This window comes from Streptomyces sp. NPDC088400 (assembly GCF_044753355.1).
Lineage (GTDB): Bacteria > Actinomycetota > Actinomycetes > Streptomycetales > Streptomycetaceae > Streptomyces.
In genome coordinates this window covers 172,504-186,032 of record NZ_JBIVMZ010000008.1, presented here as the reverse complement: position 1 = coordinate 186,032, position 13,529 = coordinate 172,504, and the positions used below count along the sequence as shown (strand labels likewise).

Sequence of the window (13,529 nt, the reverse complement as noted above, 5' to 3'; positions counted from 1 at the left end):
TGTCATCGTGTCTTCCGCATCCCAGAGCCGACCGTGGGACGTTCACCGACTGCCGTCCGCCGACGGCAGGATCTTCCTGGTGACCGGGGGGAACGCCGGGATCGGCTACTTCGCCGCGGAGCAGCTCGCCGCCACCGGCGCCGTCGTCGTTCTCGGCAGCCGGGACGCCGCGAAGGCCGATGCCGCCATGGTCTCGATCCGCTCGCACGTTCCTGGTGCGCGTGTGCGGCACCTTCACATGGACCTTGCCGACCTGTCGTCCCTGAAGTCCGCCGTGGACAGGCTGGACCTCGATCGACTCGACGCGGTGGTCTACAACGCGGGAGTCGCGCTCGACGACCCGCCGCGTCGGAAGACCGAGGACGGCCATGAGCTGATGTTCGGCACCAACCACCTCGGCCACTTCGCGCTCACCCAGTGGCTGGCCCCCCTGCTGTCCGCGGCGTCGGCGGGCCGCATCGTGACGGTGGGAAGCTTCGCGGCGCGGTCCGAGCGACTGGACCTGGACGATCTGCAGTCGGCCCGGGACTACCTGCCCAAGCGCACCTACGGCCGGTCGAAGCTGGCGCAGATGTCCTTCGGCTTCGAACTCGATCGCCGCCTGCGTGCCGTCGGCAGCACGGTGCTCAGTGTGGTGGCCCACCCCGGCGGCGCACTGGACTCCCTCACCCCGTCCCGCCCGCCGGTACACAGGACAACCCCCGCCGAGCGGCTGCGGGCCCTGCCCGCCGGGCTCTTGGTACAGGGCAAGGACGCCGGAGCTTGGCCCGTCGTCCGTGCCGTTCTCGACCCGGAGGTGCGGGGAGGGCAGCTGTGGGGGCCGAAGGCCTTCGGGCTGCGTGGCAGACCACGGCGTGAGCCCGTCCCTCCGCACATGGCCGACCAGGCCGTCGCCGCTCGCCTGTGGGACGCCGGCGGTGAGCTGGTCGGCACCGATCCGTACCTCGGCTTTCAGTAGGCGCGGAGCCACGCCCGGGGCAGCCGTTCGGTGGCCAACTGCCGTGTTCGGCCCGGCCGACCGGGTTCTGCCCCTTCTGCTCCTGCGAGACGGTCAGACGATGACCGGCACGGAGTTGGCGGGGTTGGCGGCCCAGCCGGTGGTGATGGGCTTGTCGACGGTGGCGGTGTCGGGGAGCTTGAGCTCGGCGGGGTTGGGGTCCTCTTCGCTCACGGCGATGATGACGTTCTCGAACTCCTTGCCGAAATCGGTGTTGGTGGTCTTGGGGCTGATGCCGGCGTAGGCGGCGGTGGAGCCGGTCAGCTTGATGGGGTCTTCGCCACCCTGCCCGACGGGGGAGGCGACGCCGTCGGCGCCGGACCCGAAGGAGACGCTGGGGGTGTTCTCGTCCAGGTAGCAGGTGATGCCGGACTTGGCCTTGGCGGTGACGAGGTAGTAGCCGCCGGCCTGGGACTTCGAGGTGACCGTGAAGTCCAGGTCGTTGGTGCCGCAGGACTGCCCGTAGCCGTCCTTCTTGGCGTCGTCGGTGCCGGCAGCCGTGCCGGAGGAACCGCTGGAGCCGGAGCTCTTCGAGTTGCCGGAGCCGGAGCCCGAGTCGTTGGTGCTGGAGTCGGAGCCGTCCGTGGTGGAGCTGCCGGCGGTGTCGGTGGATTCGGTGGTGGAGGAGGTCGCGGTGGCTGCGGCGCCGTTCTCTTCGGGGCCGCAGGCGGTGGTGGTGGCGGCGAGGGCCGTCACGGCTGCGGCGGCCAGGACGAGGCGGGCGGAACGGGCGGCGAGACGCGAACGCATCTTGAACTCCAGCGGCTGTCGGTTGCGGTGTTTCCTGCTGACACCGATGACACTAGGGCCGGGTCGATCATCAAATGATCCTGTGAATGTCCGGGTTCTGTCTCAGCAACTTCGGTTCCAAGGTTTGGCGTTGGATTCGACGCACCACCCGGGGACCGCCTCCGTTCCGTACCGCGCTCGGCGTGTGGCGCCGCGTGGCCGCAGGTGCCCACCGGCGGGAGGGGGTCGGGGTCGCAGGAGGTGACGTGTCCGGACGTAGAGCGTGATTTGTGCCGCACACCGGCCCGCACCCGACGACGAAACTCGCACGCGGCGTAAATCATGCAGTCCGGACATGCGCCTCCGGAGGCCCCGGCACCCGCACCCACCACCGGGCCGTACCCGCACCCCGCCCCCGCCGGACGGCGACCCCGCACCCCCGCCGGACGGCGCCCCGCCCCGTCCCCACCCCCGCCGGACGGCGACCCCGCACCCCCGCCGGACGGCGCCCCGCCCCGTCCCCACCCCCGCCGGACCGCGCACCGCACGGTACCTTCGGCCGCACACACAAAGCGGTAGCGAAAGAGCGGAGTCACAGCGTGAGCGTCAGGACGACCGAGGGGGCCGACCCGTTCGGAACGGCGCGGCTGCGGCGTGGGGTGCTCGATGCGTGGGGGGCCAGTCCCGCGCGGTTCCGGGAGGACGCCAACGCCGAGGAAGACCTCGCGCTCGGCGGTTATCGCGACCGGCTCGTGGTCGAGCTCGCCCAGAACGCCGCCGACGCCGCCGCCCGCGCCGGGGTGCCGGGGCGGCTCAGGCTGACCCTGCGGCCGGGTACGGCCGACAGCCCCGCCGTACTGGTGGCCGCCAACACCGGCGCCCCCCTCGACGCGGCCGGTGTCGAGTCGCTCAGTACGCTGCGTGCCTCCGCCAAGCGGGAGGGGCACGAGAGTGCTGTCGGGCGGTTCGGTGTCGGGTTCGCCGCCGTACTCGCCGTCAGTGACGAGCCCGCGCTCGTCGGGCGGCACGGCGGAGTCCGCTGGTCGCTCGCCGAGGCCCGGGAGCTGACCGGGCAGGTCGCCCAGGTGAGTCCCGGACTCGGGAACGAACTGCGGCGCCGCGAAGGGCACGTACCGCTGCTGAGGCTGCCGTTGCCCGCTGAGGGCACCGCGCCCGAGGGGTACGACACCGTCGTCATCCTGCCGTTGCGCGACGGTACGGCGGCCGATCTGGTCGAGCGGCTGCTCGCCGGGGTCGACGACGCCCTGCTGCTGACGCTCACCGGGCTCGCCGAGGTCGCGATCGAGACCCCCGACGGGGAGCGGGTTCTGCGCCGGTCGCAGGACGGCCCGTACGTCGATGTCGCCGACAGCGCGAGCGGCGCCACCCACCGTTGGCGTGTCGTCAGCCGGCACGGGGCGACCGATCCCGCCCTGCTCGAAGGGCGCCCCGTCGAGGAGCGGCTGCGGCCGCACTGGTCCGTCACGTGGGCCGTGCCCGTGGACGGCGAGGGCGCCCCGGCCCGGCCCCGTACCGCGCCGGTCGTGCACGCGCCGACGCCCACCGACGAGCCCCTCGGCGTGCCCGCGTTGCTGATCGCCTCGCTGCCGCTGGACACCACCCGGCGCCATCCCGCGCCCGGACCGCTGACCGATTTCCTGGTCGGGCAGGCCGCCGAGGCGTACGCCGAACTGCTCGGCGGCTGGGAGCCCGTGACGACCGGCACCATCGACCTCGTGCCGGGCCCGCTGGGCAAGGGCGAGCTGGACGGCCGGCTGCGGGCGGCGATCCTGGAGCGGCTGCCCCGGGTCGCGTTCCTCGCCCCGGCCGGGCCGAGCGAGGAGTTGACCGCGCTGCGGCCCTTCGAGGCGGAGGTCGTGGAGGGCGCGGGAGCCGACACCGTACGCGTGCTGGCGGAGGTGCTGCCGACGCTGCTGCCCGCCGGGTTCGAGCGGCGGGCCGAGCTGCGTACGCTCGGTGTCGGGCGGCTGCCGCTCGGTGAGGCCATCGAGCGGATCGCGGGCGCGGAGCGGCCGCCCGCCTGGTGGCGGCGGCTGTACGAGTCGCTCGCGGGCGTCGATCCCGACCGGCTGTCCGGGCTGCCGGTGCCGCTGGCCGACGGGCGTACGACCATCGGGCCGCGCCAGGTCCTGCTGCCGCTGCCCGACTCCGAGGGGGCCACGGACCTCGCCCGGCTGGGGCTGAAGGTCGCGCATCCCGAGGCCGCCCACCCGCTGCTGGAGAAACTGGGCGCGCTGCCCGCCACACCGCGCGCCGTACTGACGACCCCTCAGGTACGGGCGGCGGTCGCGGCCTCGCTCGATGTGGGGGAAGTGTGGGACGAGGATGCTGACGCGCCCGACGCCGAGGAACTGGCCGAGACCGTGCTCGGGCTCGTACGGGACGCCGGTCTTGAGGCGGGGGACGAGCCGTGGCTGGGCGCGCTCGCGCTGACCGACGAGGACGGTGAGATGGCCCCGGCCGGTGAACTCGTGCTGCCCGGCAGTCCGTTCGCCTCCGTCCTGCGCGACGGTGAACTCGCCTTCTGCGACGCCGAGCTGGCCGAGCGTTGGGGCGAACAGCCGCTCGCCGCGTGCGGGGTGCTGGCGAACTTCGCGCTCGTACGGGCCACGGACATCGTCCTGGACCCGGACGAACTGGAGCCCCGCGACGGGGACTTCGCCGAGCCCGACGACGCCGGGCTGCTGGACGCGGTCGACGTCTGGTGCGAGGACGTGCTCGACCGGCTGCCCGAGACGCCGGTGCCGCCGGTCGCCACGGAGATCGTGGCCGTACGGGACCTGGATCTGGTGGACGACGACGCGTGGCCGCAGGCGCTGGCGTTGCTGGCGCGGCCGCCGTTGCGGGACGCGCTGACCCAGCCCGTACGGATCCTGCTGCCGGACGGCACGACGGAGACGGTGCGTTCGTACACCGCGTGGTGGCTGCGCGACCATCCCGTACTCGACGGGCGGCGCCCGGCCGGACTGCGGGCGGAGGGCGGGGACCCGCTGCTGGCTGGGCTGTACGACTCCGTGGACGCGACGGGCTTCGACGACGCGCAGGTGCTGCGGGCACTGGGCGTACGGACGTCGGTCGCCGCGCTGCTCGACGAGCCGGGCGGGGCGGCCGAACTGCTCGGCCGGCTCGCCGATCCGTCGCGTGAGGTGAGCCCGCAGCAGCTGCACGCGCTCTACACGGCGCTCGCCGACCTCGATCCGGAGCAGGTGACCCTGCCGTACGAGCTGCGCGCGGTCGTGGACGGCGAGCCGCAGGTGGTCGACGCGGCGGACGCGGTGATCGCGGACGCCCCCGATCTGCTGCCGCTGGCTGGGGAGTTGGCGCTGCTGCCGGTGTCGCCGACGCGGGTGGCCGAGCTGGCGGAGCTGCTTCAGGTGCGGCGGCTGAGCGAGAGCGTCGTCGCGGAGGTGACCACGGAGGGCGAGGAGCACACGGTCCCGGACTCGGTCCATGTCCTGCTGGGCGCGGGCACCCCCGAGACGTACGTCGAGCACGACGAACTGCTCGTGGGCGGCGTCGAACTGGACTGGCGCCGTACGCCGGACGGTGTGCTGCACGCGGCGACGCTGGAGGGCGTGGCGGCGGGGCTCGCCTGGGCGGCGGGGCAGTGGCCCCGGCGGTTCGAGGTGGCGGCGCTGCTGGAGGATCCGTCGCGGACGCGGGAGCTGGCGCGTAACCGCTGGTTCGACTGATCGTCGGTACGGGTGGGTCGGGCCGACCGTCGGCCCGGCCTTCGGCTCGACCGGCCGCCTTTTCAGGCGAGTTCGACGGTCGGAATGGGTGATCTTCGCAGATACTTCATCTTTGCGTACAACCATTCACATGCGGCCCGAGTCTGGTCTGTCGAGTCATGAGGCTCACAGACCAGACGGGTCCCGCCGTGGTGGACGACCGCACCGCGAGACCCCTTTTCCACTTGGGGAATACATGCGTATTCGTGCCACTGTTGCCGCTGTCTCCGGCGCCCTGGCCCTGACCGCCCTCGCCGTACCGGCGTCCCAGGCGGCTCAGACACATGACGACCGGCCCGCGCTGAAGCTCCCCACAGCTTCGTGGGCGCAGGGCGCCTCCGGCGCTCCGAAGGCGGACAACCGCTCGGCGCGGGCGGCGCAGGCCGCGCCCGTGATCAGCAAGACCGTCGTGAACGGCGGCAAGCCCATCGTGGTCGGCACGACCGTCGCCAAGAAGGTGTCGGTCTCCATCACGGCGTCCGACGACTCGGGCATCGAGGACGCCTTCGCGCTCATCTGGACCGGCGGGTCGGACATCAACGACGAAAACTCCTACGGGTTCGTCCCGGAGGAGGAAGCGGCCACGTGCAAGGCCGCGAGCGCCACCACCTCGACCTGCACGCTCACCTTCGTCATCGACCCGCTGCTCCTGTGGAACACGGACGCCAAGACCTGGAAGGTCTACTCCGCCGCGCTGAGCAAGGACGTGGAGGTCGTCGAGAAGCAGAGTGCCGCCACGGTCAAGTTCCAGCGCCTCTCGCGGCTGACGGTCAACGCCGCCCCGGAGCCCGTGAAGAAGGGCAAGACCATCACGGTCACCGGCAAGCTGGACCGTGCCAACTGGGACACCAACAAGTACGCGGGCTACGCGAGCCAGCCCGTGAAGCTTCAGTTCCGTAAGAAGAACAGCAACACCTACACCACCGTCAAGACGGTGAAGGGCACCAACACCGGCGCCCTGAAGACCACCGTCAAGGCGGCGCAGGACGGTTACTGGCGCTGGAGCTTCGCCGGTACGGCCACGACCCCGGCGGTCAACGCCACCGGCGACTTCGTCGATGTGAAGTAGTCGGGGGCCGCTTTCGCGGCTCTCGCTCAGGAAGGGCCCGGCAGCCGGCCGGGCCCTTTCGCGTTCCCGCCGCCGGATGCGCCGGACGCGCCGCCGGATCCGGTGTACGCGCCGGACGCCGGGACCCGCCGTCCCACCCACCGCCAGCAGAACTCCAGCGTCACCGATGCCACCACCGCGATCGCCACCGCCGTCCAGGGCATCGTCGTACCCACCAGCCGCAGCGCGAAGAAGTGCTGGAGCGTGGGCACCCCGAGCACCACCAGGAACGCCGCCCCCATCGACATCACCAGGCAGACCCGCCACCAGGTGTACGGGCGGGCGACGATCGCCAGGACCCACATGGAGACCAGGAACAGGGTGAGCGTGGCCGCGCTCGTCTCCGCGTTCAGGGAGTTCGCCCCGGTGTAGTGGCTCCGGGCCAGCAGGTACGTGGCGAAGGTGGCGATCCCCGCGATGACGCCCGAGGGGATCGCGTACCGCATCACCCGGCGCACGAAGTGCGGCTGGGCGCGCTCCTTGTTGGGGGCCAGCGCCAGGAAGAACGCCGGGATGCCGATCGTCAGCGTGGACAGCAGCGTCAAGTGGCGCGGCAGGAAGGGATACTCCACCTGGAAGCAGGCCACCAGGATCGCCAGCAGCACCGAGTAGACCGTCTTCGTCAGGAAGAGGGTCGCCACCCGCGTGATGTTGCCGATGACCCGGCGGCCCTCCGCCACCACCGACGGCAGCGTCGCGAAGCTGTTGTTCAGCAGCACGATCTGGGCGACGGCCCGGGTCGCCTCGGAGCCCGAGCCCATCGAGACGCCGATGTCCGCGTCCTTCAGCGCCAGTACGTCGTTCACGCCGTCCCCGGTCATCGCGACCGTGTGCCCGCGTGAGCGCAACGCGCCGACCATGTCGCGCTTCTGGCGCGGGGTGACCCGGCCGAAGACCCCGTGGGACTCGATGACCTCGGCCATCTCCTCCGGTTCGGCGGGCAGGCGCCGGGCGTCGACCGTGTGCTCCGCGTCCGGGAGGCCGAGCTTGCCGGCCACCGCGCCGACCGAGACGGCGTTGTCGCCGGAGACGACCTTGGCGGCGACGCCCTGGTCGGCGAAGTACGCGAGGGTGTCGGACGCTTCGGGACGCAGCCGCTGCTCCAGGACGACGAGCGCGGTCGGCCGCGCGCCGGCCGCAGCGTCGGGGGCGTCCAGCTCACCGGCCGTACGGGCGAGCAGCAGGACGCGCAGACCCTCCGCGTTCAGGTGGTCGATCTCCTTGAGCACCGGATCGCCGTCCGGCAGCAGGACATCGGGCGCCCCGAGCAGCCAGCCGGTGGGGTGCGCGCCCTCCGAGGGCGAGGGAGGCGCAGGCCTGCTCTCGCTCTCCCGGAAGGCCGCGCCGCTGTACTTCCGTACGGAGGAGAAGGGCAGCGCCGCCGTGACGGGCCAGGGCGGGCGGCCCTCGCCGTAGGCGTCGATGATCGCCTGGAGGCTGGCGTTGGGACGCGGGTCGGAGGCTCCGATCGCGCCGAGGACGCTCCGTACGTACGACTCGTCCGCGCCGTCGAGCGGTCGCAGCTCCCGGACGCTCATGCCGCCCTCGGTGAGGGTGCCCGTCTTGTCGAGACAGACGACATCGACGCGCGCGAGCCCTTCGATGGCGGGCAGTTCCTGGACCAGGCACTGCCGGCGGCCGAGCCGGATGACGCCGATCGCGAAGGCCACGGAGGTCAGCAGGACCAGGCCTTCGGGGATCATCGGGACGATGCCGCCGACGGTGCGCGCGATCGAGTTCTTGAAGTCGGCCTGTTTGACGACCAGTTGGCTCAGGATCAGGCCGATCGCGGTCGGGATCATCATCCAGGTCACGTACTTGAGGATCGTGCTGATGCCGTTGCGCAGCTCGGAGTCGACCAGGGTGAAGCGGGACGCCTCCTCGGCGAGCTGGGCGGCGTAGGCGTTCCGCCCGACCCTGGTGGCCCGGAACGCGCCGCCGCCCACGACCACGAAGCTCCCCGACATCACGGGGTCACCGGGGCGCTTGGGGACCGGTTCGGCCTCGCCGGTGAGCAGCGACTCGTCCACTTCGAGGCTTTCGGCCTCGACCGTCTCGCCGTCGACGACGATCTTGTCGCCGGGGCCCAGCTCGATCAGGTCACCGAGGACGATCCCGGGTGTGGAGATCGCGGCGGCGACACCGTCACGCCGTACGACCGGCTTCGCCTCGCCGATCACCGCGAGGCTGTCGAGGGTCCGCTTGGCGCGCAGTTCCTGGACGATCCCGATACCGGTGTTGACGATGATGATGAAGCCGAAGAGGGTGTCCTGGATCGGCGCGACGAAGAACATGACCACCCAGAGCACGCCGATGATCGCGTTGAACCGGGTGAAGACATTGGCGCGGGCGATCTCGCGGGTGGAGCGGCTGCTGCGTACGGGAACGTCGTTGACCTCGCCACGGGCGACGCGCTCCGCCACCTCGGCGGAGGTCAGGCCGGTCTGACGGCGGGCGGACGCCGGGGGCTTCATGGGGTGTACGGGGTCCAGCTCGGAGCCCGCGTCGATGGCGGGGCCGCTGTGCGGGGCGGGGCTGGTGTGCGGTGCCGGGCTGACGCGGGGGGCGGGGCCATGAGATCCACGGTCGTGCGGCTCGGGGCCGTCGCTGTCGATCTTCGCCCGCTGCGTCATGGTTTCGACGGTACGGCCGGTGGGGCGGGTTCACCCGCCGAGCGGCGCGGGAGCGGGGCCCGGTCAGACGGAAGGGCCGCCTTCCGTTTCCTCTGTCTCTGCCTCTGTTCCTGCCCTGGCTGCGGCGGCCGCGCGCTTGATCGCCGCGTCCCGCCCCCGTACGTACCAGAGGCCGATGAGCCCGAGCCCGGAACCGGCCAGACAGGTCCAGATCCACCATGCGTACCCGTGATCGCTGTACCAGCCGTAGAACGGCAGTTGCAGGAGGAAGAGGACGAACCAGATGATCGTGCCGCCCAGGACGGTGCCGACGACCGGCCCCTCCAGGGGCTCGGGTGCCTCACGGTGGGGAGTTCCCATCCAAGAACCGGTCATGGAGTCAGTCTAGGTGGGCCGGTGCGGGCCGATGCGGGCCGCCTGCCGGGTGTCGACAGGCCAGCCGGCACATGGGTCTACGCGCGAAGATAGCGATCTTCGTTCGATCTGTTCATACTGAAACGGTTTCTGGCCGATTCGTTTTGTTCGTACGGAAACCCAATGTGCATCGGTTGGACATCTGAATCTGACCATGTACTGCCGTAGTCCTTTCACAGCCCCTGCACGCCGCACGCTGCACGTTCTCTCACTCTCGTTCGACGACTGAGGTTCCGCATGCCTTCCCCGGCCACCGCGCCCGTCGGTTCCGACGCCCAGCCGCCCACCCCCGGGCAGCCGTCCGGCGGGCTGGACCGCTTCTTCAAGATCTCGGAGCGCGGCTCCACGGTCGGCCGTGAGATACGTGGCGGCTTCGCCACCTTCTTCGCGATGGCCTACATCATCGTGCTGAACCCGATCATTCTCGGCAGCGCGACGGACATGTACGGCCACCAGCTCGACAACGGCCAACTGGTCACCGCGACCGTCCTGACCGCCGCCTTCTCCACGCTGCTGATGGGCGTCATCGGCAATGTGCCGATCGCCCTGGCGGCCGGTCTCGGCGTCAACACCGTCGTCGCCCTCCAGCTGGCCCCCAGGATGAGCTGGCCGGACGCGATGGGCATGGTGCTCCTCGCGGGCATCATCGTGATGCTGCTGGTGGCGACGGGGCTGCGGGAGCGCGTGATGAGCGCCGTGCCGCTCGGGCTGCGCAAGGGCATCGCCATCGGTATCGGCCTCTTCATCATGCTGATCGGCCTGGTCGACTCGGGGTTCGTCTCCCGTATCCCGAACGAGGCGCACACCACGGTGCCGCTCCAGCTCGGTTCCGACGGTCATCTGCACGGCTTCCCGGTGCTGGTCTTCGCCATCGGCGCGCTGCTCACGCTCGTGCTGATCATCCGCAAGGTGCGGGGCGCGATCCTGATCTCCATCGTCACGATGACGGTCGTGGCGATGGTCATCGACGCGGTCGCGAAGGTGCCGAGCTGGGGCCTGACGGCCCCGAAGTGGCCGGGCAACCCGGTCGCCTCCCCGGACTTCGGGCTGATCTTCAATGTCAGCCCCTTCGGCGGCTTCGAGAAGGTCGGCATCCTCACCGGGGCCCTCTTCGTCTTCACCGTGCTGCTGTCCTGCTTCTTCGACGCGATGGGCACGATCCTCGGCGTCGGTGACGAGGCCAAGCTGATGGACAAGGACGGCAACCTCCCCGGGATCAACAAGGTCCTCTTCGTCGACGGCATCGCGGTGGCGGCCGGTGGCGCGGGCTCGGCCTCGGCGAACACCTGCTTCGTGGAGTCCACGGCCGGAGTCGGCGAGGGCGCCAGGACGGGGCTCGCGTCCGTCGTGACCGGCGCGCTCTTCACGGTGGCGCTCTTCCTCACCCCGCTGGCGACGATGGTCCCGTCCCAGGCCGCGACGCCCGCGCTGCTGGCGGTCGGCTTCCTGATCCTGGCCGGTTCGGTACGGGACATCGACTGGAACGACTTCACGATCGCCGTCCCGGCCTTCCTGGCGATGGTGATGATGCCGTTCACGTACTCGATCACCAACGGCATCGGCATCGGTTTCATCGCCTTCAGCGTGCTGCGCCTGGCGACCGGGCGGGGCCGTGAGGTGCCGGTGGCGATGTACGTCGTGTCGGCGGTCTTCGTCTTCTACTACGCGATGCCGGCGCTGGGGCTGACGTAAGACCCACCGGCAATTGGTGAGGCGGTGGGCTCGTCACGCGCCCCACGGCCCGCCGCCCTCTTCCTCTTCGTCACCGTGCGGAGCGGCCTCACTCGTACAGGTGATCCGCCACCGGGAGGGCCTCCCGGTGGTATTTAGCATGGGTAATGAGTTACGCTAACAAACATGCCTGACCTGTCCCACGGTGACGAGTTCGAGAATGAGAACGACTCCGCCGTGAACGCTCTTCGCTCCGCCGTCATGCGGCTGGGCCGGCGCCTGAAGCACCAACGTGTGGATGAGTCGCTGAGCCCCACCGAAATGTCGGTCCTGGGCACCCTCGCCCGCTGTGGTTCCGCCACCCCAGGTGAACTGGCCCGCAAGGAGCATGTCCAGCCGCCGTCGATGACCCGCATCGTGGCGCTGCTCGAAGCGAAGGGTCTTGTCAGGCTCGAGCCGCACCCCGACGACCGTCGGCAGAAGGTGGTCAGCCAGACCGAAGAGGCCGAGGCGATGCTCGAAGAGAGCCGCCGTAAGCGCAATGTCTGGCTGGCGTCCCTCGCTGAAGGCCTGGACGAGGACGAATGGGCGAAGCTGCGCGCTGCCGCTCCCGTCCTGGAGAAGCTCGCCCACCTGTAACCCGCGCGCTCCAAGGAGGCGAACCCACTTTGAGTACGGGATCCGGAGCAGACTCCGCCCCCGCACCGAATTCCACCCACGACAGCACGACCCAAGGCCAAGACGATACGGCCCAAGGCCAAGACGATACGGCCCGAGCCCGAGACGAGACGGCCCAAGGCTGTACGGCGGACAGCAAGGCCGACAGCCCGTCCGGCAGCAAGGCCGACAGCCCGTCCGGCACCGAGCCGGACACCAAGACCAGTGGCAGGACCGGCAAGGCAGGCAAGACCGGCGGCGGGACCTTCTCGTCGCTGAAGATCCGCAACTACCGCTTGTTCGCGACGGGTGCCGTCGTCTCCAACATAGGTACGTGGATGTCCCGCGTCACCCAGGACTGGCTGGTCCTCAGCCTCACCGGCTCCTCGGCGGCCGTCGGCATCACGACGGCGCTCCAGTTCCTGCCGATGCTGCTCTTCGGCCTCTACGGCGGTGTCATCGCCGACCGCTACCCGAAGCGCCGGCTTCTGATCTTCACCCAGGGCGCGCTCGGCCTGTGCGGGATCTCCCTCGCGGTCCTGACCCTCTCGGGCAACGTCCAGGTCTGGCACGTCTACCTGATCGCCTTCCTGCTCGGCGTGGTGACCGTGGTCGACAACCCGACCCGCCAGTCCTTCGTCTCCGAAATGGTCGGCCCGGACCAGCTGCGCAACGCCGTCAGCCTCAACTCCGCCAACTTCCAGTCCGCCCGGCTCCTCGGCCCCGCCATCGCCGGTGTACTCATCACCACGGTCGGCAGTGGCTGGGCCTTCATGCTGAACGGCCTGTCGTTCATCGCACCGCTCATCGGCCTGACGCTGATGCGCGCGCACGAGCTGCACGCGTCCGTACGAATACCGCGCGGAAAGGGCCAGCTGAGGGAGGGGCTGCGCTATGTGCGTGGCAAGCCCGAACTGATCTGGCCGATCGTCCTCGTCGGCTTCATCGGCACCTTCGGCTTCAACTTCCCGATCTGGCTGACGGCCTTCGCCAATGACGTCTACGACGGCGGCGCAGGCATGTACGCCTTCTTCAACATCCTGATGGCGGCCGGTTCCCTCGTGGGCGCTCTGCTCGCCGCCCGCCGCCGCTCCAGCCGGCTGCGGCTGCTCGTCCTCGCGGCGATGGCCTTCGGCCTGCTGGAGATCGTGGTCTCCTTCTCGCCGACCGTCTGGCTCTTCTCCCTGTTGCTCCTGCCGATCGGCATGCTCGGCCTGACGACCAACGTCAGCGCCAACACGAGCGTCCAGATGGCCTCGGACCCGGAGATGCGGGGCCGCGTGATGAGCCTGTACATGATGGTCTTCGTCGGCGGTACGCCCATCGGCGGCCCGCTCCTCGGCTGGGTCACCGACACCTACGGCGCCCGCATCGGCTTCGCCACGGGCGGAGTGGTCTCCCTCCTCGCGGCGGCGGCGATCGGGCTGGTCCTGACCCGGGTGATCGGGGTGCGCCTCAAGATCGACCTGCGTAAGGGACGCCCGCTCATGGAGTTCGTACCGAAGAAGGAACAACTGGCGACGGCCGCGTAGGGCGCGGCTGAGCGCCCATGTGTGTGGCCTTGACCG

Annotated in this window: 9 protein-coding genes; 6 read left to right on the top strand and 3 right to left on the bottom strand. The window is 70.5% G+C overall.

All coding sequences use genetic code 11. From position 1 onward, the window contains the following. Positions 1–7: 7 nt before the first annotated feature. Positions 8–958, top strand: a complete 951-nt coding sequence (locus tag ACIQD6_RS21400) for an SDR family NAD(P)-dependent oxidoreductase (protein ID WP_401884655.1) — start codon at positions 8–10, stop codon at positions 956–958. A gap of 93 nt (positions 959–1,051) precedes the next feature. On the opposite strand, the gene ACIQD6_RS21395 is transcribed toward ACIQD6_RS21400, so the two are convergent. Then, a complete protein-coding gene (locus ACIQD6_RS21395; protein WP_401884654.1) occupies positions 1,052–1,747 on the bottom strand; it encodes a hypothetical protein in 696 nt (231 codons plus the stop codon). 578 nt (positions 1,748–2,325) lie between these two features. Between ACIQD6_RS21395 and ACIQD6_RS21390 the strand changes: the two genes are divergently transcribed. Both ACIQD6_RS21390 and ACIQD6_RS21385 read left to right on the top strand, forming a co-directional pair. Continuing rightward, complete coding sequence (locus ACIQD6_RS21390; protein ID WP_401884653.1) at positions 2,326–5,439, top strand: sacsin N-terminal ATP-binding-like domain-containing protein; 3,114 nt, start codon at positions 2,326–2,328, stop codon at positions 5,437–5,439. Between the two features lie 235 nt (positions 5,440–5,674). After that, positions 5,675–6,547 (top strand): DUF5707 domain-containing protein, encoded by an 873-nt coding sequence (locus ACIQD6_RS21385; RefSeq protein ID WP_401884652.1) that lies wholly within the window; start codon positions 5,675–5,677, stop codon positions 6,545–6,547. A gap of 26 nt (positions 6,548–6,573) precedes the next feature. On the opposite strand, the gene ACIQD6_RS21380 is transcribed toward ACIQD6_RS21385, so the two are convergent. Both ACIQD6_RS21380 and ACIQD6_RS21375 read right to left on the bottom strand, forming a co-directional pair. Further along, positions 6,574–9,219, bottom strand: coding sequence for an HAD-IC family P-type ATPase (locus tag ACIQD6_RS21380; protein WP_401884651.1), 2,646 nt, complete (start codon positions 9,217–9,219; stop codon positions 6,574–6,576). A 63-nt stretch (positions 9,220–9,282) separates the two neighbouring features. Further along, complete coding sequence (locus ACIQD6_RS21375; protein ID WP_401884649.1) at positions 9,283–9,594, bottom strand: DUF2530 domain-containing protein; 312 nt, start codon at positions 9,592–9,594, stop codon at positions 9,283–9,285. 276 nt (positions 9,595–9,870) lie between these two features. Here ACIQD6_RS21375 and ACIQD6_RS21370 point away from each other — a divergent pair, with 276 nt between their 5' ends. From ACIQD6_RS21370 to ACIQD6_RS21360, 3 genes are all read left to right on the top strand, one after another. Then, entirely contained in the window at positions 9,871–11,325 is a 1,455-nt protein-coding gene (locus tag ACIQD6_RS21370) for an NCS2 family permease (protein WP_401884648.1), read from the top strand. A gap of 165 nt (positions 11,326–11,490) precedes the next feature. Beyond that, on the top strand, positions 11,491–11,943 hold the full coding sequence (locus ACIQD6_RS21365) for a MarR family winged helix-turn-helix transcriptional regulator (RefSeq protein ID WP_401884647.1): 453 nt from the start codon (positions 11,491–11,493) through the stop codon (positions 11,941–11,943). Between the two features lie 29 nt (positions 11,944–11,972). After that, on the top strand, positions 11,973–13,493 hold the full coding sequence (locus tag ACIQD6_RS21360; RefSeq protein ID WP_401884645.1) for an MFS transporter: 1,521 nt from the start codon (positions 11,973–11,975) through the stop codon (positions 13,491–13,493). The last annotated feature ends 36 nt before the right edge of the window (positions 13,494–13,529 follow it).

What these genes read in the sequence shown, in the direction of transcription:
- ACIQD6_RS21395 (WP_401884654.1), bottom strand. Translation starts at nt 1,747, where the DNA reads ATGCGTTCGCGTCTCGCCGCCCGTTCCGCCCGCCTCGTCCTGGCCGCC.
- ACIQD6_RS21385 (WP_401884652.1), top strand. Translation starts at nt 5,675, where the DNA reads ATGCGTATTCGTGCCACTGTTGCCGCTGTCTCCGGCGCCCTGGCCCTG.
- ACIQD6_RS21380 (WP_401884651.1), bottom strand. Translation starts at nt 9,219, where the DNA reads ATGACGCAGCGGGCGAAGATCGACAGCGACGGCCCCGAGCCGCACGAC.
- ACIQD6_RS21375 (WP_401884649.1), bottom strand. Translation starts at nt 9,594, where the DNA reads ATGACCGGTTCTTGGATGGGAACTCCCCACCGTGAGGCACCCGAGCCC.
- ACIQD6_RS21370 (WP_401884648.1), top strand. Translation starts at nt 9,871, where the DNA reads ATGCCTTCCCCGGCCACCGCGCCCGTCGGTTCCGACGCCCAGCCGCCC.
- ACIQD6_RS21365 (WP_401884647.1), top strand. Translation starts at nt 11,491, where the DNA reads ATGCCTGACCTGTCCCACGGTGACGAGTTCGAGAATGAGAACGACTCC.